21 protein-coding genes are annotated in these 22,381 nt (G+C 44.1%); 7 read left to right on the top strand and 14 right to left on the bottom strand.

The window, feature by feature from the left end:
* The first annotated feature begins 122 nt into the window (after positions 1-122).
* The gene (locus tag JMY08_RS01440) at positions 123-2,144 is read left to right on the top strand and encodes an ABC-F family ATP-binding cassette domain-containing protein (protein WP_189583734.1); all 2,022 of its coding nucleotides are present in this window, start codon (positions 123-125) and stop codon (positions 2,142-2,144) included.
* A gap of 99 nt (positions 2,145-2,243) precedes the next feature.
* On the opposite strand, the gene JMY08_RS01445 is transcribed toward JMY08_RS01440, so the two are convergent.
* On the bottom strand, positions 2,244-2,606 hold the full coding sequence (locus tag JMY08_RS01445; protein WP_189583719.1) for a septal ring lytic transglycosylase RlpA family protein: 363 nt from the start codon (positions 2,604-2,606) through the stop codon (positions 2,244-2,246).
* Between the two features lie 626 nt (positions 2,607-3,232).
* On the opposite strand from JMY08_RS01445, the gene JMY08_RS01450 reads away from it, so the two are divergent.
* A complete protein-coding gene (locus tag JMY08_RS01450; RefSeq protein ID WP_201589176.1) occupies positions 3,233-4,255 on the top strand; it encodes a DnaJ C-terminal domain-containing protein in 1,023 nt (340 codons plus the stop codon).
* Between the two features lie 84 nt (positions 4,256-4,339).
* On the top strand, positions 4,340-4,672 hold the full coding sequence (locus JMY08_RS01455) for a chaperone modulator CbpM (RefSeq protein WP_201589179.1): 333 nt from the start codon (positions 4,340-4,342) through the stop codon (positions 4,670-4,672).
* A 74-nt stretch (positions 4,673-4,746) separates the two neighbouring features.
* On the opposite strand, the gene sstT is transcribed toward JMY08_RS01455, so the two are convergent.
* The 4 genes from sstT to JMY08_RS01475 form a co-directional block, all read right to left on the bottom strand.
* Positions 4,747-5,949: a serine/threonine transporter SstT gene (gene sstT / locus JMY08_RS01460; RefSeq protein ID WP_010197705.1), complete on the bottom strand. Its 1,203-nt coding sequence runs from the start codon at positions 5,947-5,949 to the stop codon at positions 4,747-4,749.
* A 305-nt stretch (positions 5,950-6,254) separates the two neighbouring features.
* Positions 6,255-6,731: a DNA polymerase III subunit chi gene (locus tag JMY08_RS01465; protein ID WP_201589182.1), complete on the bottom strand. Its 477-nt coding sequence runs from the start codon at positions 6,729-6,731 to the stop codon at positions 6,255-6,257.
* Positions 6,732-6,781: 50 nt separating this feature from the next.
* A complete protein-coding gene (locus tag JMY08_RS01470; protein ID WP_201589185.1) occupies positions 6,782-8,434 on the bottom strand; it encodes a leucyl aminopeptidase in 1,653 nt (550 codons plus the stop codon).
* Positions 8,435-8,750: 316 nt separating this feature from the next.
* Positions 8,751-9,356 carry a cysteine hydrolase family protein gene (locus JMY08_RS01475; RefSeq protein ID WP_201589188.1) on the bottom strand — a complete coding sequence of 202 codons (606 nt, stop codon included), beginning with the start codon at positions 9,354-9,356 and terminating at the stop codon, positions 8,751-8,753.
* Between the two features lie 515 nt (positions 9,357-9,871).
* Between JMY08_RS01475 and JMY08_RS01480 the strand changes: the two genes are divergently transcribed.
* Both JMY08_RS01480 and lptG read left to right on the top strand, forming a co-directional pair.
* Positions 9,872-11,155, top strand: a complete 1,284-nt coding sequence (locus tag JMY08_RS01480; protein WP_201589191.1) for an LPS export ABC transporter permease LptF — start codon at positions 9,872-9,874, stop codon at positions 11,153-11,155.
* On the top strand, positions 11,152-12,378 hold the full coding sequence (lptG, locus tag JMY08_RS01485) for an LPS export ABC transporter permease LptG (protein WP_201589194.1): 1,227 nt from the start codon (positions 11,152-11,154) through the stop codon (positions 12,376-12,378). The genes JMY08_RS01480 and lptG overlap by 4 nt, the downstream gene beginning before the upstream one ends.
* A gap of 79 nt (positions 12,379-12,457) precedes the next feature.
* On the opposite strand, the gene JMY08_RS01490 is transcribed toward lptG, so the two are convergent.
* Positions 12,458-13,066, bottom strand: coding sequence for a class I SAM-dependent methyltransferase (locus tag JMY08_RS01490; RefSeq protein WP_201589196.1), 609 nt, complete (start codon positions 13,064-13,066; stop codon positions 12,458-12,460).
* 332 nt (positions 13,067-13,398) lie between these two features.
* Between JMY08_RS01490 and JMY08_RS01495 the strand changes: the two genes are divergently transcribed.
* The gene (locus tag JMY08_RS01495) at positions 13,399-14,649 is read left to right on the top strand and encodes an ImmA/IrrE family metallo-endopeptidase (protein ID WP_201589211.1); all 1,251 of its coding nucleotides are present in this window, start codon (positions 13,399-13,401) and stop codon (positions 14,647-14,649) included.
* Between the two features lie 11 nt (positions 14,650-14,660).
* Here JMY08_RS01495 and JMY08_RS01500 read toward each other — a convergent pair whose 3' ends face one another.
* The 8 genes from JMY08_RS01500 to recN form a co-directional block, all read right to left on the bottom strand.
* On the bottom strand, positions 14,661-14,999 hold the full coding sequence (locus JMY08_RS01500) for a DUF3817 domain-containing protein (protein WP_201589214.1): 339 nt from the start codon (positions 14,997-14,999) through the stop codon (positions 14,661-14,663).
* Between the two features lie 44 nt (positions 15,000-15,043).
* On the bottom strand, positions 15,044-15,982 hold the full coding sequence (xerD, locus tag JMY08_RS01505; protein WP_010197715.1) for a site-specific tyrosine recombinase XerD: 939 nt from the start codon (positions 15,980-15,982) through the stop codon (positions 15,044-15,046).
* 38 nt (positions 15,983-16,020) lie between these two features.
* A complete protein-coding gene (locus JMY08_RS01510) occupies positions 16,021-17,235 on the bottom strand; it encodes a methyltransferase (RefSeq protein WP_201589217.1) in 1,215 nt (404 codons plus the stop codon).
* Positions 17,236-17,317: 82 nt separating this feature from the next.
* The gene (tusA, locus tag JMY08_RS01515) at positions 17,318-17,644 is read right to left on the bottom strand and encodes a sulfurtransferase TusA (protein ID WP_201589220.1); all 327 of its coding nucleotides are present in this window, start codon (positions 17,642-17,644) and stop codon (positions 17,318-17,320) included.
* Between the two features lie 60 nt (positions 17,645-17,704).
* Positions 17,705-18,184 carry a hypothetical protein gene (locus tag JMY08_RS01520; RefSeq protein ID WP_201589223.1) on the bottom strand — a complete coding sequence of 160 codons (480 nt, stop codon included), beginning with the start codon at positions 18,182-18,184 and terminating at the stop codon, positions 17,705-17,707.
* A gap of 78 nt (positions 18,185-18,262) precedes the next feature.
* Positions 18,263-18,793 (bottom strand): Holliday junction resolvase RuvX, encoded by a 531-nt coding sequence (gene ruvX, locus JMY08_RS01525; protein ID WP_201589663.1) that lies wholly within the window; start codon positions 18,791-18,793, stop codon positions 18,263-18,265.
* Positions 18,794-18,932: 139 nt separating this feature from the next.
* Positions 18,933-19,496, bottom strand: coding sequence for a YqgE/AlgH family protein (locus JMY08_RS01530; RefSeq protein WP_010197721.1), 564 nt, complete (start codon positions 19,494-19,496; stop codon positions 18,933-18,935).
* Positions 19,497-19,628: 132 nt separating this feature from the next.
* Positions 19,629-21,308 (bottom strand): DNA repair protein RecN, encoded by a 1,680-nt coding sequence (gene recN, locus JMY08_RS01535; protein WP_201589226.1) that lies wholly within the window; start codon positions 21,306-21,308, stop codon positions 19,629-19,631.
* A gap of 639 nt (positions 21,309-21,947) precedes the next feature.
* Here recN and JMY08_RS01540 point away from each other — a divergent pair.
* Positions 21,948-22,283 carry a pyrimidine/purine nucleoside phosphorylase gene (locus tag JMY08_RS01540; RefSeq protein ID WP_010197725.1) on the top strand — a complete coding sequence of 112 codons (336 nt, stop codon included), beginning with the start codon at positions 21,948-21,950 and terminating at the stop codon, positions 22,281-22,283.
* Positions 22,284-22,381: the final 98 nt, after the last annotated feature.

Consider the following 22,381-nt stretch of genomic DNA (forward strand, 5'->3'; position numbering starts at 1 on the left):
TAGTTATTTAATCGTTTGCCTATAGGGCAAGCGTTTGAAATAATAGCCGCCAGTCAGCATGCCAGATGTGTGTTTTTCTTATTGCCTTATATTTTATATTACTGTTGAGATGAAGAAATTATATGATCGAATTTAAAGACGTTGGTGTTCGCCGTGATGGTCGTGAATTGTTTGCAGGTGCAAGCTTCCAGCTCCATCCGGGCCACAAAGTTGGCTTAACGGGCAACAACGGTACTGGTAAATCGACCTTGTTTGCTTTACTGCTGACTCGAATGGGCACTGGCGATACCGAGGTCACACTTGATAGGGGCGAAGTGAGCATCCCTGATAGCTGGCATGTGGCGCATATGGCACAGGAAGTTGGTGCAAGTAGCCAGTCTGCGATTGATTATGTATTGAGCGGTGATGAGCAATGGTATGAGATTAATGCCTCTTTGAATGATTTGAGCAGTGTTAGTGATGAGCAGATTGGGGTGTTGCATCAGCAGTTCGACGAAATTGATGGGTATCGCACACCGACCAAAGCCGCGCAAATCATGGCAGGTCTTGGCTTTAATACGAGCCAGCATGAGCTACCGGTAGAAGGGTTTTCGGGCGGCTGGCGTATGCGTTTGAACCTTGCCAAAACCCTGATGAGCCGTGCTGATCTTATGTTACTCGATGAGCCAACCAACCATTTGGATTTGGATGCGATCCTTTGGCTAGAAACGTGGATCAATGCGTTTACTGGTCTAGTGATCGTCATCTCGCATGACCAAGCATTTTTGGATGCGACGGTTGGTCATATTCTTCATGTGGAACAACAAAAAATCACCCTTTATACGGGTAATTATCAGCAGTTTATTCGTACTCGTCATGAGCGTATGGCGCAGCAGCAGCAAGCATTTGAAAAACAAGAAGCGACTAAGGCACATTTGGATGACTTTATTCGTCGTTTCCGTGCCAAAGCCAGTAAAGCCAAGCAAGCCCAAAGCCGTATCAAGCAACTTGAGCGTATGGCTGAGCTGTCACCAATGATGGCGGACAACCCGTTCTCGTTCCGCTTTTATGAGCCAGCAAATATGAGCTCACCGCTGATTGAGCTGACTAAAGCAGATATTGGCTATAGCGACGTACCACTGCTGCATAATGCCAATGTGCAGGTGACGCCGGATACACGTCTCGGCTTGCTAGGCATGAATGGCGCAGGTAAATCAACACTTATCAAGGCATTGGTCGGCGAGCTTGGCGTATTAACAGGGACGTATCGTGTCTCTGATACCCTTAAACTTGGCTATTTTAACCAGCATCAAATGGATATTCTTGATGCAAAGGCAACCCCAATAGAAATGCTGCGTCGTCTAGCAGGCAAAACGTCTGATGCGATGCTACGTTCGTTTTTGGGTAGCTTTGACTTCCGTGGAGAGCGCATTGATACCCCAAGTGAATTATTCTCTGGTGGTGAGCGTGCGCGTTTGACGCTAGCATTAATTGTTTGGCAACGTCCGAACGTCCTCGTCCTTGATGAGCCAACCAACCATTTAGACTTACAAATGCGCCAAGCGTTGACCATCGCGCTACAGGGCTTTGAAGGGGCAGTGGTACTGGTTTCGCATGATCGCGAATTAATTGCGAACGTCTGTGATGATCTGTTCTTGGTACATGATGGCATTATCGAAGAGTTTGATGGTGACATCAGCGACTATGGCAAGTGGCTGGCAGAAAAGCGTAAACAAGAGAATGCACCAGATAAAAACACTGGCAAGAAAAAAAGTAAAAAAGAGAGCAAGAAGTTTGTTTCACGTGAAACAGATAATAGTCAAATCAGCAATAAAGCGTCTAATGCACCCTCAAAAAACAAAGCCGCTGAGCCTACGCTTAGTAAAGAAGAGCAGCGTAAACTGGCCGCCGAACAACGTAAGTTGACCGCACCAATTCGCCGTGAAATTGAAAATACAGAGAAAGCACTGGCTAAAATTGATGCGCAATTAATTGCTCTAGAAGAAAAATTGGCCAACACGGATCTCTATGAAGACAGCCGAAAGTCTGATTTGTTAGTGTTGCTCAATGAGCAAACCGCGCTACAGCAGCAGCACAGCGACCATGAAGAAAAGCTATTGCTAGCGATGACCACGCTAGAGGAAATGGAAGCAAATGCTCGTTAAGCAATACGGTTAGCACAATTAACGGCTTATTGTATGGTCGCTAATTGATAAAATCAGACATAAAAAAGGGAGAGCGTTAGCTCTCCCTTTTTCATTACATTATTCCTTACGGTATCTACCATCACCATAAGAGAGTATCTTCATACTGGTCGTACAAAGTTGACAGTCTATCTTACCAGCAGCTGCTTTAGATAAATCAAGAATGCGTCCTCGGATGAAAGGTCCTCTATCCGTAATTTTTACTATCACGCTCTGCTTTGTCTTTCTATTGGTCACTTGTACCTTCGTACCGAATGGCAACGTTCTGTGCGCCGCAGTCAAGGAGTTCATGTTGAAGATACTGCCACTGGCTGTGCGCTTACCATGAAACTTATTACCATAATAGCTGGTGTTACCGGCAAAAACGGTGGTAGTCAGCAGTAGTGATAAAGTGATAACTAAAGACTTGATGAAATAAGACATTTAATACCTTTAAACGATTTATAAAATAGACAGATAAGCTTGCCTATATTATTCATACTCCCTATGAGTATAAACATTATATTCATTTTACAATACATAGCTTGTCATATCCTTACCGTTCTGTAAAAGAACGCTAGAGGTCACATATTCACATATCGAAAATTAAGAAAATGGACCGTTAGAGTCCAAAATAAAGCACGAAATCCAAAGAAAAACTATTGTGTTGTAGACGATGTTAGCAGTGATTTAAGCAACGTTTTTATAGTAGTTAGCCCTTATAAAATAGCGGCTGTGGCTGAATCTTTAATCAATTTACTGAAATAATTTAGCGCTGTTGTGTTTTTAATAAAAAATGAGCATAAGTTGATGTAAATAAAAATTGCTAGATTCTTACATTTTTGTAAAGCGTATCAACTGGGATATTATTCTAGGGCGTATCTTCATCTCAAAAGTGGTATGTTGAACAAGTTGCGATGGTTTTAGTCGCTGCCGCCATGATTTTTTTGGCGAGAATTTCAACAGACCCCAATATAATGACGCAGGCGAAAAATTAAATATTCATTCATTATCCCCATATTATGTATTAACTGAATTTATTAGAAATAAATACGATAAGGAAAAACAATATGGCAGAGAAAAATTACTATGACATTTTAGGGGTCAAAAAAGACGCCTCAGACGCCGATATCAAGAAAAAATACCGTAAGCTTGTCCGTCAATTCCATCCTGATGTCAGTGACGATCCAGACGCTGACAATAAGATTGCTGTGATTAATAACGCTTATGAAACCATCCGCGATAAAGACAAGCGCGCTGAATACGATGCGATGCTAAACAATCCGTTTGCTGGTCAAGGTGGCGCTAGTGGTTTTGGTGGTCAATCAGCGGGCGGCGGGCAAGGTGGTTTCCGCTGGGAAGACATCAAAGACCAGTTTGGTGAAGGTGAAGCGTTTGGCGATGGTAGCTTTCGCTTCGATGATATCTTTTCTGCATTTGGTCGCGGTGCACGTGGCTCAACGAATGGGCAGGCAGGTGGTCGCTCTCAAAATGGTGGCTTTGACCAATTTGGTGGCGGTTTTGGGACACAAGATAGCAAGGGTCAAGACCAACATGCAGAGATTACCGTTGATTTGTCTTCGGTGTATAGCGGTGACGACTACAGTATTAAATTAAACGTTCCGGTTCGTCAGCCTAATGGCAGTGTCGATTACGAAAATAAAACCCTCAAGATTAAAATCCCTAAAGGCATCACTGATGGCAAACAAATTCGTTTGACAGGTCAAGGTGCGGCTGGCGGCGGTAATGGTAAAAACGGTGATTTATTTTTAAAAGTGAAAATCCGTCATGCAGACAATATTCGTATCGAAGGTGTTGATGTTTATCAAACCGTCAACATCGCCCCATGGGAAGCCGCGTTGGGTGAAAAAGTTAACCTTACAACACCAGCAGGTATGCTTGGTGTGACGATTCCTAAAAACAGCAAATCCGGTAGCAATTTGCGCTTAAAAAGCAAGGGCATCCCTGCCAAGCAAGCGGGCGATTTGTATTTAACTTTAAACATCGTCAACCCTGATATCAGTACCGAAACCGCTACCCAAGCTTATGAGCAGCTGAAACAAGCTTTTTCTGATACCAATATCAGTCGTTAATGACCGCCAAGAAATACTTAAATCGAAGCAGAGATAAAGACCATACGATAACAATAAAATAAAGAGCAAACGAGGATAATCGCTATGAAACACTCGCCTGAATTTACCGATATTATCATGAGCTTAGATGAGCTAGTATCGGCCTGTGGCCAAGAGCGCCAATGGGTTATCGAATTGATTGAAGAAAATATCATCGAATATGATGTGCCAGAACGCCAGCAGTTTACTGGCTATCAGCTAACGATTGTACGCCGCGCATCGCGTTTGAGTCGTGATTTCGAAGCCAGCGTGCCAGCAATTGGTTTGATACTAGAGCTATTAGGTGAGGTGGAGCAACTCCGCCAATTAAAACATCAGCTAGATATGCAAGCACCAGTGATTGAAGTGGATATTGAACACTCAAAGCAGCCGCATTAGCAGTAAAGATCAGACAACAAAAAAGGGCCTTATCAGACCCTTTTTTATTGCCAGAATGAATAACGGGCTAAAGCTTAACGAGAATACGTTGGATCAGCTGCTGCTGTAAATAGTACGTCAGTCGATGAGTTCAGTGCTGTTTCTGCCGAGTCTTGTATCACTCCGATGATAAAGCCAATTGCCACTACTTGCATGGCGATTTCGTTTGGAATACTAAACAAGCTCGCCGCCAATGGAATCAGTAGTAACGAACCACCAGCGACACCAGACGCACCGCAAGCACTAATCGTTGCCACCAAACTTAGCAGAAGCGCTGAAGCAAACGTTACTTCGATACCTAAGGTATGCGCCGCTGCAAGTGTTAAGACGTTGATCGTAATCGCCGCGCCTGCCATATTAATGGTCGCACCCAGTGGAATCGTCACTGAATACGTATCTTCGTGCAGCCCAAGCTTACGTGCAAGGTTCATGTTGACGGGAATGTTGGCAGCCGAACTACGCGTAAAGAAAGCCGTAATTCCTGACTCACGCAGGCAAGTGAATACTAGTGGATAAGGGTTTTTACCGGTCTTAATAAGCACAATAATAGGGTTGGCGACCAAGGCGATAAATAGCATACAACCGACGAGCACCATCAAAATACGCGCATAACCAGCCAACGCGCCAAAGCCTGTCTCCGCGACGGTATTGGCAACCAAGCCTAAGATACCAAAAGGCGCTAAGGCAATGACCCATTTCACCACTTGTGAGATGGCATCCGCGAAATCACCGACGACAGTACGAGCCGTATCGCTGGCTTGACGTAGCGCAAAGCCAATGATGATTGCCCATGCCAAGATACCAATATAGTTGGCTTCAGCAATGGCGCTGATAGGATTGGCCACCAAATTCATCAGCAGATTGGTCAACACTTCTTTTAAGTTCGCTGGTGGTACTTGCTCGATAGTAGCGTTCACCAACGTCAGCTCGGTCGGGAATAAGAAGCTTGCGCCCACCGCAGTCAGGGCGGCCAAAAAAGTGCCGAACATATACATAATGAGCACGGGCTTAACGAAGACTTCATTGCCGCTACGATGCTGACTAATTGCAGCGATGACTAAAGTAAATACCAGTATCGGCGCAACCGCTTTTAGTGCACCCACAAATAGCGTCCCTAATAAGCCTAGTGCTATACCAGTATCTGGTGCTAGCCAACCAATCAGTACGCCTAATATCAAACCAATAATAATGAGCGGCACCAGCCCTATACGCTGGTACATCGCAATTAGTGAACGCATCTATACATCCTCGATTTAGTCAATACTCCAAATTATTTATAAATGATGACCGCATTAACCTTGCTTAAAATACGCATTGTACGCTCGGTTGCTTGGTCGCCATTTTGAAATAATTCGACTGTAAATAAGACATTTATAATAAAAACGGAAAACCAATCGAAGGATGGTAGCATTTTTTAAGACAAGCGCCTACCTCTAACCCATACCTGCCTAAGCATATAGGAGGGCGTATAGAGCTAAGAAAAAGCATCGTATGAGAAAGATGGAAGTGTTTTTTAGGGTTAAAAAGAGAGGGATGTTAGAGATTAAACTTTAAAATGCGTCAGCTCATAGCCTAGTTGTTGATAAGCCTTATACTTGTTCCGACCTTCTTGAACACTCGTTGGGTCAGGTTTAATCAGTTCAAGAATACGGGTAGGTTGGGCATTGCTGGTTGCTTGCATAAAAGCATTGACGGGCTGTGCTGTTGTATTAATAACGATACCGTCGAAATCTGCTGGCATATAAGCACCCAGCAATACAGGCGCTAATCGTTTGTTAGTAGCAACATCAGGATCATTGCCTTCAGTATTGTTGGCTAAAAGGCGTTGATGCGGTATAAAACTTGTCGCTTCTTGTGCCCATAGCGCCTCATCAAGCGTCGATGATAATTCTGCGTCATCACCCACAAGAATGAGCAGCGATTGGCTGCTTTTATTGAGTGCCGTTTGGGTCAACTGACAAATAAAGCCCAAGAAATCTTGGGCTTTACTGTCGCTTAATACATAAAAGCTAACTTTCATAAACTGGTTTTCATAAAGTAGTTTTCATAAGTTGGTTGTTCATCAACGGATTAGACCATATTAGCGCTGTTTTTTAAGTATTGCATAAATAGCGGTACAGGGCGACCAGTCGCGGCTTTATCTTTGCCTGAGTTCCATGCCGTGCCAGCGATGTCTAAATGCGCCCATGCTTGACCTTCTTCGACGAAGCGCGACAAGAAGCAAGCAGCAGTGACGGCACCTGCACCTTTACCGCCGATGTTTTGCATATCAGCGATAGGCGAGTCGATCTGTGCTTGATATTCGTCATCCAACGGCATATGCCAGATGAGATCGCCAGATAGGTTGCTGGCATTTTCTAAATCAAATAAGACATCTTCATCATTACTAAAGACAGCCGAGCGGACATGACCCAGTGCAACTACGCAAGCGCCGGTCAATGTGGCGACATCGATGATAGTTTTTGGTTGATAACGCTGTACGTAGCATAAAGTATCTGCCAATACTAAGCGACCTTCCGCATCGGTATTTAAGATTTCAACGGATTTGCCATTCATGGCTTTTACAATATCGCCTGGGCGCGTGGCATCACCTGATGGCATGTTTTCTGCACAAGCGAGAGCACCAACGACGTTGATCGGTAGACGCGCTTCACATAAAGCTTTTATCGTACCAAGTACAGACGCTGAACCACCCATATCAAATTTCATCTCATCCATCGCCGCACCGGGCTTGATTGAGATACCACCTGAGTCAAACGTGACGCCTTTACCGACTAATACGATAGGCGCGTCATCATTTGCTGCTTGCACAGTGTCATCGTTCTTTCTAGAGGCTTTTTTGTTAGCAGCCTTGGTGGGTAGTTTATCAGTCAAGGCTTTTAGGCCGCCACTAACTTTGGCACTGCTAGTCGTGGATTTACCAGCGTCGGCGCTAAAGTTTGACTTACCGCGATACTCCATGAGTACCAGCTTACCTTCTTTGGTAGAGCCTTGCGCGACTGCTAAGAAGCAATTCATGCCCAGCGCTGACATCTCATCTTCACCCAGTACCGTGACTGTTAATAGGTCAGGGTAGGTTGCTGCTAGCTCTTGTGCTTGTTCTGCCATGTAAGCTGGGAAGCAGATGTTACCTGGTTCATTGGCTACATCGCGAGTCAAGCTTTGACCAGCGAATACTGACTCTGCGAATTCTAATGCTGGCTGTAGTGATTCGTCAGCTAGTAGATAAATATCAGTTAGCGCAGGCGTGCTTTGCTCAGATTTGTATTTGTCAAAACGATAGGTAGCGGCCAACAGATTGAGGGCAAACTGACCAAATTGGTTTTCTTCAAGCGTGTCGCCTAACGCAACGGTAATAGAGGATACCCGTTTCTGTGTGCTGCTATAAATGGTTTGAGTGATTTTTTGCAAGACTGTATTGTTGAGCTTATCAACGTTGCCAACACCGACCAATAATAGCTGGATAGGGTTTTGCTTAGTGGTTTTTTTATCACCCGCTAGCGCATAATCAACTACCGTTTCGCCAGCTTTACCGTTGAAGTGCGAGACTTCGATCAATTGTTCGATACGGGTGCTATAGTCTGCCAACACCGATTCAGCAAGGATGTTTTTTTTGTCATCGATTAGGACGACTAGGCAGGCCTCGTCTTTATTTTTGGCTTCTTTTTTTAGAATTTTTTGAGTATGAGTTTTTGGCAGGTGCTGAGATAATTTAATATTCATATAGTTATCCTTATTAGAGTTATAAATTTAGAAGTGCAAATCAGTGATGAAGACAATATCAGCATTTTACTACTCTTATGTCGTCTCACTATTTTTTAAATTGCTTATTATTGTAGTGTAGCATATCAGCGAATCGCTGCGCAGTCGGCAAGGGTTAGGTAATGTTTTCGTTTAAATTTGCTGCGCTATCTTGCTAAGGCGTATGGGACGTTCTACGACGGGTCTGCTAGTGGCTGAAAACGAGCTGAAAACAAGCTAAAAGTAGGCGGCCGCCATACTATCGAATGTATGACGATTACGCACAGTAATAATTACATTAATTATTAACCAAGTCGTCAGTCGCAACCAAAGCCGCAAATCTATCTTGCAAGGCCGCCATGGCAGTATCGTGCATCACTTCAGCGCTGATGCCTTCTCTTTTAGCACTAGGAAGTGCGCGAGTGGCACAGGCATCATGGCAAACAAAATTATCAAAGCCTAAATCAAACGCTGCTCTGACGCTAGAGCTGACACACATATGACTCATAAAGCCTGCAAAAATAATCTGTTTTTTTCCGGTCGCTGAGATAAGTGCTTGAAGCTGAGTGTCATGAAAGGCATTAGGATGCTTTTTGGTGATTATTTTTTCGCCATCCATTGGTTTTAGCTCGTCCACAATAGCAACGTTAGCAGACAATGGGTCAAAAACATTGCCATTATCTTCGCCATGATGAGCGATATGAAAGATAGGAACGTCTTGTTTACGGGCTTTATCAAGCAATAGGCGCGCGTTTGCAGTGGCTTTGCTGCCTGCTTGACCTAATGGCATGGCGCCATCGACATATTCGTTTTGATAATCAATAAAGACGACAGCGCAGTTTGACCAATCAAGGGTATCAAATTCGCCACCAGCCAGCTCAAGTAGGGTAGAGGGATTAGACATTTTATTTATGCTCCAATAATTATTGGTAGAGATGAGTATTGACAATCAATCAGTCTAGCAATTAATGCTACTCATATTTGTGACTTGATACGAATGACAAACAAACCTTTCTAAAAGTAAAAACACTGGCTAATTAAATTGACGCAATACCGCAGCCAGTCATGTTTTATCATTTATGCGATTTATTGACTACTGATAACGTCTACCAGTGTTTATTCATGCTGAATCATGCGTCATCAGCAAGGCTTGGGTGATTTTTTAGCACACATTTCACAGTCATTTTTTATCAAAATATGCTAGCATTAGCGGTTACGTTTATCGCTTATCTTTATATCATTTGACTTATAAGTGGCACCTTTACGTTGATATCTATTTAAGTGTTTGTCTGTCTAGGCATTTGAGTAGCATTACGCTGGTAACACCATACTATTGCGCTTGCCTCTGTCAGTCAGCACGCGATACACCGTCCACATATCCACTGTTAAAGAGTACCTATTGTGATATTACGCCGCTACATGACCCAACAAGTTGCCTCAACCACCGCTTTGGTATTGGGGTTTTTGGTGGTTATGATGCTTGGTGGCCGTCTGATACGTTACTTTGGCATTGCCGCAGAAGGCAATCTAGATATCAGCTTATTATTTACCATCATTGGTTATAACTTGCCGTATTTTTTAGAGCTGATTTTGCCCTTGGCTTTTTTTATTGCTTTAATGCTGGTGTTTGGGCGCTTATATGTCGATCAAGAGATGGCGGTTATCAATGCCAGTGGTGTCTCACGCGGCAAGCTGGCTCGGCTGATGACTCCCTTGATACTGGCTTTGTTCGTTGGCGAGGCTGCATTATCAGTCGTCGGCAAGCCGTGGGGCGTACGCTCATCTGAGGCTATTTGGCAGCAGCAAGCCTTTACCAGTGCCTTTGATTTGATTCGCCCCAATGAGTTTATCAGTAGTGGCAATTATCATCTTTATGTTGGTAGCCTTAGCGACGACAAAAAACAGCTACAAGATGTGATACTCATCCAGTCTGAGCCAAAAGCTAAAGGTAGCGACGCCAAAGCGGCTGCCATGGATGTCGATAATACGATTGATCCTGAAACCGCAGAACAATTAGCAATTCCAGATGTACCGCAAGCGCTGATAAGCAAGGGCGATAAAAACATTAGTAAAGACACCATTACTTTGGCCAAAAGAGCTGAGCAAGTACAGACAGGTGACAAGGGCGTGACCCAATTGGATTTATTTCAAGGGCGTCGTTACGAGGTCGGCGCGGGCAGTCTCAAGTATAATCAAGTCGGCTTTGATCGCTATCGCATTACCTTGACGGAATCCTCACAAGATGTGATCACCGAAGACAATATCGAAACCCAAGCAATCGGACCGTTATGGCAAGCAGCCACTGGCAGTGCTCAGTTCGGTGGTGAGAATGCGCTGCGTGCGGCACAGGGTGAGCTTGGCTACCGTTTTGCTTTGCCGTGGTTGATGATTATTGCACCGATGCTCGCTGTACCACTGGCGCAAGTACGTCCGCGCCAAGGTCGTTGGTTACGCCTATTTCCTTCGATTCTATTGTTTGTCAGCTGTGCGCTGGGTATCATTTCACTCAAAAACGCTGTGAGCAAAGGTAGTGTGAGCGTTTGGGCGTATGCTTGGCTGATTCTAGGATTTATGGTATTGGCACTTTATATGAATTGGGGTAGCCGTTTGCAGCACCGATTGCGCTTTCGCAAACCAGAGAATGGGTCTCTAACAGTTGCCGATCATCAAAGCAGTGGCTCACAAGGAGGGCAGTCCTCATGAGTGCTTTATTCTCTAAATCTCCCAATTCTGACTCGCAAAACGTGAATGCTAAGTTTGCCAAAAAACCTGCCAATCTAAAAGTCCTTAGCCGTTACGTCAAACTGAATGCTTTGCTAGCAATCGTCGGAGCGGTTATAGGTCTGTGGGCATTACAACTGGTATTTTCTTATTTGTCTGAGCTGGATTCGTTAGATGATAGCTATACGATGGGTGAGGCGATTAAATATATCTTTTATCGATCGCCTTATTTTTTAGAGCAGTTTATCCCGACGGGTGCATTGCTCGGTGCAGTGGTCGGCTTGGGTTTACTCGCCAATAAAAGCGAGTTGGTCGTCATGCGCGCCGCTGGCGTTAGCGTCTATCGCATCGTTGGCTGGGTATTACAGCCCGCTTTGATTTTTGTACTGCTCGCCTTGCTCATCAATCAGTTTATTCTGCCGCACTCTAATCAATTGGCAAAAGAGATTAACGATGAAGACAGTACCTCGTTGGTCACATCGGTGCGCGGTTATTGGACAGTGCAACCACGTTTTGAGAATACAAAAGCTGGTCGTACCAAGCCGGATGGTAGCGATATTTTGTATATCGATTATGCCGATGTGCAAGGCAATATCGGCGAGGTCAAACGTTGGCATTTAGACAATAATGGCAATCTACAAACGGCTGTTCACGCTGAGGGCGGGCAGTATATCGGTCGCGAACCTCTGGATACGGTCAGTAGCGAGCCGAGCGAGCAGTATCGTTACGAGTGGGCGTTGAATAACATGACCAAGCTGATGATTAATCAAGGCTTTGAGAGTAGCCAAGCGATTTCGCCGTCAGATACCTTAAGCCTACCCTTTGCGCCTGAATCAGTATATTTGCTCACCCGCAAAGCCGAAGATCTGTCATTGACCCAGTTGTACGAGCATCGTCAGTTTATGCGCCAACAAGGTCAACGCTCTTTGAGTCATGAGCTGGCTTTTTGGCAAAAATTGCTATCACCATTATCGATATTGTCGTTGGTGATCGTTGCTTGCTCATTCGTCTTTGGCTCACTGCGGACGCATAGCTTGGGCTTGCGTATCGTGGTGGCATTATTGTTTGGCTTGCTGTTTAGTTATGTGCAAGACTTGGTTGGCTTTGTTTCATTGGCGACTGGATTTTCGCCATTATTGATGGTGCTACTACCGATCATTGCCAGTGCGATATTGGGTGGATATTTGCTTAAGCGACAGATGTAGCGAGATATCATTTGCCATAAAGAAGTCCGCTAAAACATATCGTTTTAGCGGGCTTCTTATTTGTGTCATGTTCAAAAATCTAGTCTTTGGTCGCCATCGTAATGGTATAGGTTTTGCCTTGCTTGACCTTGTCGCTATTGCCAAAGACTTCGGTAAACGAGCGTTTCACAAATTGGCGCAAACCATTGATTGTCACCACATAAAAGCGGCCGCCTTTACGCATACGGGCATATGCATCGAGGAAGTACAAATAATGCTGCTCTTTGCCCACTTTGGCTGGCAAGTTCGACATCACAAGGCTAAAGTCTTTGTCTTTTGCCACATGGTTAAAGCCGTTTGATAAATGTACATCGACATTTTTCAGACCGTTTTTCTCACAATTCAGGCGCGCATATTCTACGGCCATAAAGTCTTTATCAATCAATGTATGCAGACCATTTGGACATTCACGCGCTGCCGTCATACCGAGTACGCCATAGCCACAGCCCAAATCAATCGAATCATCATCTGCTTGAAAATCCACATAATCAAGCAGCATCAAGCTACCATCATCGAGCTTTTGCGGTGAAAAAATACCCCACGTGGTCGAAAAATCAAACGGCTTGCCTAGTACATCTTGGCGAAAGTTAATGTCTTCGCGCCAATGTTGGGCACTTTTCAACAGGTCAGCAGGGGGTCTATGGCTCATAGGATTCTCGAATAATGGATAGGTAAAAGGCGGTGCGTTGCTCAGTTATGCAGCGTGCACATCATATGCGTATTGTAACGAGAAAAGGGCGGGTTTGCAGCTATGGATTGATGAAATTATAGCGAGGTTTGTATAAGAGTAGGGTATAACTTGCGTCTCTTAATCAAGATAATATCTACCATCGGTGCGCGAGGCGCACCCTACAATTGATATGTATGCTAAAAGCCTAGCCTACACATGCTTTTGCTATCGCTACCTTCCGTTGTCTATCTGTCTATTGGAGCTATATTTGGTTTACTATAGAATGAATATAAAAGGTCTCAAGGATAAGTATGAATACTACAAAAAAAGGCGATGATTTTGAGGAGGTGATATATGAACTATTTTTAAAAGAGATTAAAGATAATAAAACTATAATAAATCCCAATGCTCATATCAAAGCATTCAGGAAGAAAAGGTATTACTCAAGATATAGAGAAAAAGATATTGAGTTTGATATTGCCATAGAGGTATATCAAGACGTCGGGCTTCCTAACATGTCCAATTTATTACTAATCGAATGTAAAGACTATAAAGGTGCGGTAGGTGTAGACCAACTAGGAAAATTTCTAGATGATATTCGAGATATTTCAGAAGGCGAGCTGACTTATAAAATACGTCCAATAATGGCGATTAGCTCCAATCTTGCTGAAGGAGCTTTCAATAAAGCAAAAAATAGAGGTGTAGGACTCGTAAAGTTAAACAGTGAAAGAAAACTGACGCATATACTAAATCGTAAATATAGATATCAGGATTTTGATAGTAAATACGATATGGAAAGTATTTTTGTTAAAGGAGAACTCCCGAAATCAAGTAATCTATCTTATATGATGTACGCACAAAACCAATGGTTCTTTGGAATAGAAGACTATATAAAATTCTTGATGGGGCAACCATTTAATAACTCTAATCAAAAGGTAGCTTTCATTCCTAAAGAAGGATTAGAAGATTTAGCCGGAAGCCTATTGATGGAAATTAATTATTCAGACGGTTTAGTCAATTTAGATGAAATACTCCTACTTGATGCCTTGTCTCATATAACAATTCTTAAAGATGCAACAGATCACAACCACCAATTACTTGGGAAAATAGATTTTATTCAACAAGAAATTTATTTGTATAAACAGAGCGATGACAACTTACATAGAGATAGATTTACGTTAGCGCATGAGCTTTCTCATATCCTGTTAGATCATGGTAGATATTTGATGAAAGATGTCTTGTTGACTGAAGACCTGAATGGAGAAGGTGAAAACAAAAGCGAATTTATTAGCAAGTTAGAGTTTCAAGCGAACTATTTGGCATCTTGTATTCTAATGCCTAAAACGTCTTTCTTAGAGCATTTTCTGGAGATTTATACCAGATTAGGTCTAAAACCTAGGGGGAAAGTATTTTTATACAATGATAAGCAGGAATACAACAAAATTATGGTAAACAACGTACTAGTAGGACTCTCTAGATATTTTAACGTGTCAAAAAAAGCAGTTGAGATTAGGCTTAAAGACTTAGGAATATTATTTGATGATTCCAATTTTACAAAATAATGATATCAACCTTACTCTCGCAAACGCTTCTTTAATAAATGATCAAATATAAACGGCCCAAATGGTAAAAATGAGCCGAGCACACCTGCAGGCATTGCCCACAGCGGCATTTTTATTTTGCTAGTTGCAATCAGCAGCACCAAGATATAGGCAATAAACAATGCCCCATGCGCCATACCGACATATTTTACCGCTTCAGGAATACCCAGCATGTATTTTAGTGGCATGGCGATACCAAGCAATAATAAAAAAGAAGTACCTTCTAGATAACCCATGATGGTCAGGTTTTTGAGTGCAGAATTTTGCCCTTTTGTTAGGGTAGGCAGAGTAGATGGCTGAGCTTGCAACACGTTATATTCCTTTTACAATCATCAATAAATCTTTAATTTCGACTTTAACCGCGCGGATGATGCTCAGCATGCAACTTCTGCAATCTCGCCGTTGCCACATGGGTATAAATCTGCGTCGTTGATAAATCACTATGCCCAAGCAATAGCTGCACGCTACGTAAGTCCGCGCCATGATTGAGTAGATGCGTGGCAAAGGCATGACGTAGCGTATGCGGTGATAGCTCTTTGTCGATACTGGCAACTTTGGCGTACTTTTTAAGCAAATACCAAAAGTTCTGCCGCGTCATGTAGCCACCTTGCGCAGTCAAAAATACTGCTTGGCAATTGCCAGATTTCAAATGCGCAATCAAATCACCACGAGCATGCGTCAGATAATCTTCTAGCGCATCACTGGCATATTCACCTAATGGTACCAGTCGCGTTTTATTGCCTTTCCCTGTGATTTGTAGCCAGCCAGCGTTTAGATTCACTTGCTCTAGTGACAGATTAATCAACTCGCTGACACGTAGACCACAGGCGTATAGCACTTCTAGCATGGCTTTATCACGCAGTCCCAGCGCGGTGCTGGTATCGGGTGCAGCGAGTAGATTATCAACATCGCCCTCGCTTAAGTCCTTTGGTAGTGGACGCCCAAGTTTAGGGCTTTTGATACGCTCGCAAGGATTGTCTTCGCGTAGATTACTGGCAATCATCCATAGATAAAACTGACGCAAGCTTGAGAGCATGCGTGCTTGGGTACGTGGGGTTTTGCCATCTTGGGTAAGGGTTGATAAGCAGTGCAGCACGTCATCAGGCTGCCAGCGGGTCAGGGCGATAGGATTGGTCAACTCGCAAGAGCGCAAATCGCGCACATAAGCATTACGCGTACGTGTTGCTAAACCACGCGCCAGCATCGCTTGACGAAACTCAGTGATATAAGTTGGTTCGTCGTCTACTGCCAGCGCCTTGGGTTGGCGCTGTTGCACGGCACGGTCGCGACTCATAAGTGATGGCTCATAAAATAATACTCAATTATTAAATATTAGGCAGGTTCTAAGCACCATAAAGAAGTGATTTCCGCACTACGCGCTGCATATAGAGGATCAGTATCATCTTGGCTGCGACCATGCTTAGGTGTGGTATCGAGACGATATTTTACTTTCAAACCGCTATCTGCAAACCAACCCAATAGCTCATCACGAGTACGTAGCTGTAGATGTTCCGCCAAATCCGACAGAATCAACCAGACTTCTCCTCGCTTAGCTAAATGAGTTTTCGCGCCCTGCAAAAATCCACGCAGCATCGCGCTATTGGCATCATAGACGGCGTACTCTAAAGGCGAGCTTGGCTTAGCAGGTAACCAAGGTGGATTACAGACAATCAGATTGGCGAGTGGCGCATCAGTCGGATACAAATCTGCTTGCTGCAACTGTACGTTAGCCAATTGTAGGCGTGTAAAGTTTTCACTGGCACAAGCCAAAGCACGTGGATTCAAATCCGTTGCTATTACTTGCGGAACACCACGCTGCGCTAAGATAACGGCGAGTAAACCAGTGCCAGTACCGATATCATAAGCAACCTCATGAATTTTTGGCAGTGGTGCATCAAGCAGTAGCGGTACATACTCATGCCGTGTTGGCGCAAAGACACCATAATGCGGGAATATCGATAGACCTAGGCTTTCAATTGGGACGCCTTTTTCGCGCCACTGCGCTGCACCAAGCGCCCCTTGCAAATCACGAAATGATAGCACGCATGATTCGTCTATCGTTTTATCCAACTGGCCAAAAGCTGCTGTGCAGGCCGCACTGACATCAGGGGCGCGGCGTAGCTGGCTGACATAATTGGCATCAAGCTCTAGTAGCAAACGGCTTAATATGCGCGAGCGTTGAGCTTGGATTTGGCGCTGCTGATGAAATAGGTTAGGGATTTCTTTAGAGCTGGCTGAATCAGATTCTGCTGTAGACTTAGCTGCTTTCTTTATTTTGCGCTGCTCGGAGCGCTCATTGGTACGCTCGATGCGCCGAGCGAGGGCTTGTAGTAATTGCTTGGCATTATGAAAGTCACCACGCCACAGCAGTGACGTGCCTTCGCAAGCCAAGCGGTAGGCCTCATCTGCGGTCGTTTTGTCATCGACCAATACAATACGCGCAGGCGGTAGATGATTGCTTTCCGATAACCAGCGGGCATTATGGAAAGTGTCGTTTCCGTCTTTGTTTTCGAGCCACTGCACATATTGTTTTTCGGTTGGTAACACGTTATCTACCTTTAATTTGTGAATGGTACGTTTGGTATAAAGCAAAGATATCTTGATGCTATATAGAGCTAATTGAATGCGTTCAAATATTCTTTTTCTTAACCAAATAACGATAAAGCGTGGCGCTGATTGGCGCATTCTCATCGCCAGCGACCGTTATTTCATCGGGATCGATACTTAGGTCTACATTTTCAGCCAGCGTTTCTTGCTGGACAAGCTCATGCCCCAAATGACGGCAGAAATTAGGAATGTCACGAGTGGTGGCTGGGTCGGTAGCGAGTATTTCAATCACCTCGCCAGCATCAGCGTTACGGATGGTTCGATGCAGCATCATGACTGGCTCAGGGCAGATCAGCCCTTGAGTATCTAAATGATGATTAATCGTCGTTTGCGTGGTAAAAGTGCTCATAGTAGTCATTTAAATCGATAATATAAGGTGAAAGTTTTTTGCGGCATTTATAAGTATGCTTTACGCTTCTTCAGCGATTTCAGTGTCTTTTTCTACTTCTAAAAAATTAAAAAAGCGCTTAAAGCTCACTTTAAATAAAAACGCCACACCTAGCCAGCAGGATAACCCTAACCAAGCGGTATCAGCGAATAATAACCCACCAACCAATATGATGGTCGAGACGCCAATACTCATGGCAATCATTGACGCTTGGTTTAAGCGATAACGATAAATCACCAGCGCATCATAAATAGTAATAGGAATCGTGAGCGCAACCAAGGCATAGGGCAGGTTATAGAAAAGTTGATAAAGCAGCTGATTGTCATGAAAGGCTTTGATACTGGCAATGGTGCCAAAGACCATAAAGGCGAGAATGGCGGCATAAATAAGATAAATCGCTATTTGATTCGCTCGCTGTGCGCCTTTGATACGGGCGATGGCAAGCGGTGCAAAACCATGTTGCGATTTCTTTTGCAGAGATTGGTCTGAGACAGTGGTCATAATAATCAGGCATTTATCCGTGTAGAGTGACGATATGTCAGAAATTGGCGCTGTTTTGACAGCAGGCTTGTCGCTGATTTAATCGGCTTTGATGGCGTCGATGGCGATACTGCTACTCGGGTCAGCAAAGTAAGTCGACATCAGAATACAGGCAGAGATGTCATCGATTGGGTCGCGTTCATGCTTAATCCAACCGTTATCCCACGCGATCTCACGCGCCGCTACTGAGGTCAGGCGCTCATCACAGAGGCTCACGACAACCGGCAGATGCTGTTCCATGACTCGATGCGCTAGGCGACGGGCAAATTTGTGCGCACGCTTCGACAGCATTGAGCTGCTACCATCCATATTAAGCGGCAACCCCACCACCACTTTTGTTACACCCCAGACTTTGATAATACCTAGCAGATTATCCCAGTCCGGTTGACCATTATTCATGGCTAAAATATCAAAGGCACGCGCAGTCTCGGTAATGGTGTTGCCTAGCGCCATCCCCATTTTTTTAACCCCGTAATCGAGCGCCAAAATAAGATGAGGCTTAATAACTGGTTCCACCACAGAAGTGTCAGCAGTTTCGATTTCAGTGCTAGTATCAGACTCTATAATCATTATGCGCGCTTCCTGTTTCTGTTGGGCGTGATTCTTCTGTTGGGCGTGATTCATTTGGCTTAACGGCTTTAATTTGAATGCGGCTTTGATTTAAATACGGTTTTATTTAAACGGATAATTTAACCATCATAACCAATCATTAAGCATGACCAATATCACTACTAAGGTAGTCAAAGTTAACGCCAATCTTATCAGCGGCGATTTGCCAACGTTCTTCAAATGGCGTATCAAACAATAAATTCAGATCAGCAGGACAGACGAGCCAGTCGCCACTAGCAAGCTCTTGATCGAGCTGTTTTTTGCCCCAGCTGGCATGACCCAAGCACAGCTGATAATGACCAACGCCTTGACCGGCGGCGATACGCTTGAGGATATCTTGGCTGGTAGTAATACAGACATTCTCTGATATAGCAAAAGACGATGCCCATTCTGGTTGACCCGTATGCAGCACAAATCCAACCTCTGGATACATCGGGCCGCCTTCTAATGCCACATCTTCCATCACTTGTGCATCCGTCACTTCAATGTCTAAATCTTCTAGCAGTTTGCCCACGCGTGCCTGCTCTAATGGACGATTGACCATCAGACCAAGTGCACCGTGTTTATCATGACGGCAAATATAAATCAGCGCCTGCTCAAACCTTGGGTCTGACAGTTCTGGTGCCGCGATTAAGAAATGATGGGTCAAATTGGCTTTAGACATAGAGACAAATGCAACCTAGTATTAAAGGTAAAATAGCAGAGATGACACACCACTATATGGCGATACTGAGGTGAAAATCAACCAAAGCAAGTATTTAGCGGTTATGACACGCCCTAATGACGACAAGGTTCTTTACTTAACGTCCGTTAATAAACTGCGGGCGTGGTCGCGGGTAACGTCAGTGATGATCACACCACCAGACATACGTGCCAGCTCATCGATTTGCGCGCTATCGGTCAGTATTAATAGCTCGCTTTCGGTTTGCTCGTCATGGTGTTTTTGTACCAAGATATGCTGATGCGCTTGCGCCGCGACTTGTGCTTGGTGGGTAATGGCCAGTAACTGCTGCGTCTGCCCAAGCGCGCGCAGCAGCTCACCGACCACTTGCGCCGTGCCGCCACTGATACCGACATCGACTTCATCAAATACGAGCATGGGCTTGGCAGCATTATTGTCAGCATTGGTTGCTTGTAATACCTGCATCACCAGTGCCATTCGTGACAGCTCGCCGCCTGAAGCGATTTTATGTAGTGGTTGCATTGGCATGCCGACATTGGCGCTAAATAATAGGTCAATATCATAGCAACCTTGCGCATTATATTGGCTAGGTTCGGTCTTTTTGGTAAAGACAAACTCGCAGCGCGCATTGGGCAAAGCTAGCGGTTGTAACTGTTTAACCAGTTGCTTACTGACAGTGGGCGCAGCTTTTGAGCGCTCTTTATTTAACTGCGTTGCTAGTGCAAGGTAATCTTTCCAAGCCTGTTCAATTTGCACTGCCATGGCATCGCTGCTTGGCTCATTTTCTAGCTGCTCTAATTGCGTCTCCCAACCTTTGGCTTCCTCGATTAAGTCGCTCGCTGGCAAGCTATGTTTACGCGACAAACGATGACCTAAGCTGATAAGACTGTCTAGCGTTTGCAAACGCTCAGGGTCGGGCAGTTGTTGTTCAGCATAATCTGACAGTAAGCCTGTTACCTCAGTGATTTGCTGCTGCGCTAAATGCAGCTGCTCGGAAGCTTGCTCAAAGGTTTGACTGACGCTCATTTGGTTATCACAAAGCTTAATCGCCTGCCCGAGCAAGGTCATGACATCTGGCTCATCCGTGTCATTGTCAAGCAGATGCAAGCCATGACTGGCCTCGATCATCAAGGCTTCGATATTAGACAGCTCTTCGTGCTCCGCTTCGACTTCTGCATAATCAACCGCCAATAACGGCGCAATGTCAGCTAATTGACTCTGCAATAATTGCATACGGTCTTGGCGCTGAGCCTCACGGCTCGCAATGTCATCAGCACGGCGTTTAAGCTGCTGATAAGCTTGATAGCTGCTGGTCGTTTGTACAGCAAGTGGGGTGATTTGTGCCATCTCATCAAGCCATTGCACCACAAACTGCGGCTTAAGGAGCGCTTGCTGAGCATGTTGGCTATGAATATTAACCAGTAACGTACCGAGGTTTTTCAGTTCAGCCAAACTGACTGGCGTGCCATTCAACCACGCTTTTGAGCGTCCGGTATTGCTGAGCTGACGACGAATCAATACTTCTGGTTCTTCTAATGGTCGGTCATTTTTGGCAAACCAATCGGCGACAACGCTGTTATTTTCCACATCAAACTGGGCATAAATATCAGCGTGCGCCGCGCCATGTCTGACCATCGCACTGTCTGCACGTTCGCCTGCACATAAAGATAGCGCATCCAGTAATAGCGACTTGCCAGCACCCGTTTCACCAGTGATGACATTAAAGCCTTCAGCCACACTCAACTCATGCTGAGCGATCAACGCAAACTGATGTAAAGTTAATGATACAAGCATCAACGCCTCTCATGACAGACAATTGACCTCGCATGAAATCATGAGAGGCCATATCTAAAATAGGATAAATAAAGGAATGAAGTCGTTCAGTTGATAATGTTAGTGAGACAAATATGGTTGGCAAATAGTATGATGTTAAATGCAATTAAATACAAATTTTAAAGCCATTAAATCCTGTAAGTCAATCTAAAAAGACTGTCGTAAAAATCCATTAAGCTTATGATAAATCAGTGATTACTATCTTAATGATGGTCTTTGTAACGGCAATAATAGGGAGAATAATCCTAATTAGGAGTCACTGTAATAGCAGAGTGTCAGTATAGTAGCGCATCAGCAATAATAGCGCTCAACGCTTCAGTCTTATAGGCGCAAGCCGATAAGCTAAGCATGAATCATCAAGCGTTCTTTAACCTAAAAACCAAATAAAATTTTCATTGCCGCTGTAACAAACTTTATAGATATAATGTGGTAGCATAATCTCACATAATGATAAACTCTTACCACTAGATTTTTAATCATTGTGCGTCATGACGTGTTGTTACCATATCGCAAATGAATAGTACAACCTAGGTAGAGTAAGCAATTAAATTCGTTACTTATTTTTTAGTTTGGCAATAATTATTTGATAAGGAAGCCACTATGACAGCGGCGCAATTTACCAGTGTAACAGTCAACGCCCAAGCCACGATATCGTATGATGGTCGTTGCTCAAGCCATACCATTATGTTTGAGGATGGTCGGCATAAAACATTAGGTGTGATCTTACCTTGCGACAACTTGGTTGAGCATTATCACTTTAGTACTAACACTTCCGAACGTATTGAGATCATCAGCGGCGAGTGTGAAGTCAAAATAAATGGTGATGAAGAATTCAGCTACTATCGTGCGGGACAATCATTCGTCGTTGAAGGCAATAGTGGTTTTAACTTACGCACAGAGGAAATCGTGCAGTATATCTGTCATTTAGAAGGTTGAGACTATCCCAAGTTAAAGGTTTTAAAAGACAATTTATAACGCCTAAGCCCTCAAAAAGAAATAAATCTTGCGATAAGGTTTATTTCTTTTTTTTGGTA

Source organism: Psychrobacter sp. Pi2-51 (assembly GCF_904846665.1).
In the GTDB taxonomy this organism is placed as follows: Bacteria; Pseudomonadota; Gammaproteobacteria; order Pseudomonadales; family Moraxellaceae; genus Psychrobacter; species Psychrobacter glaciei.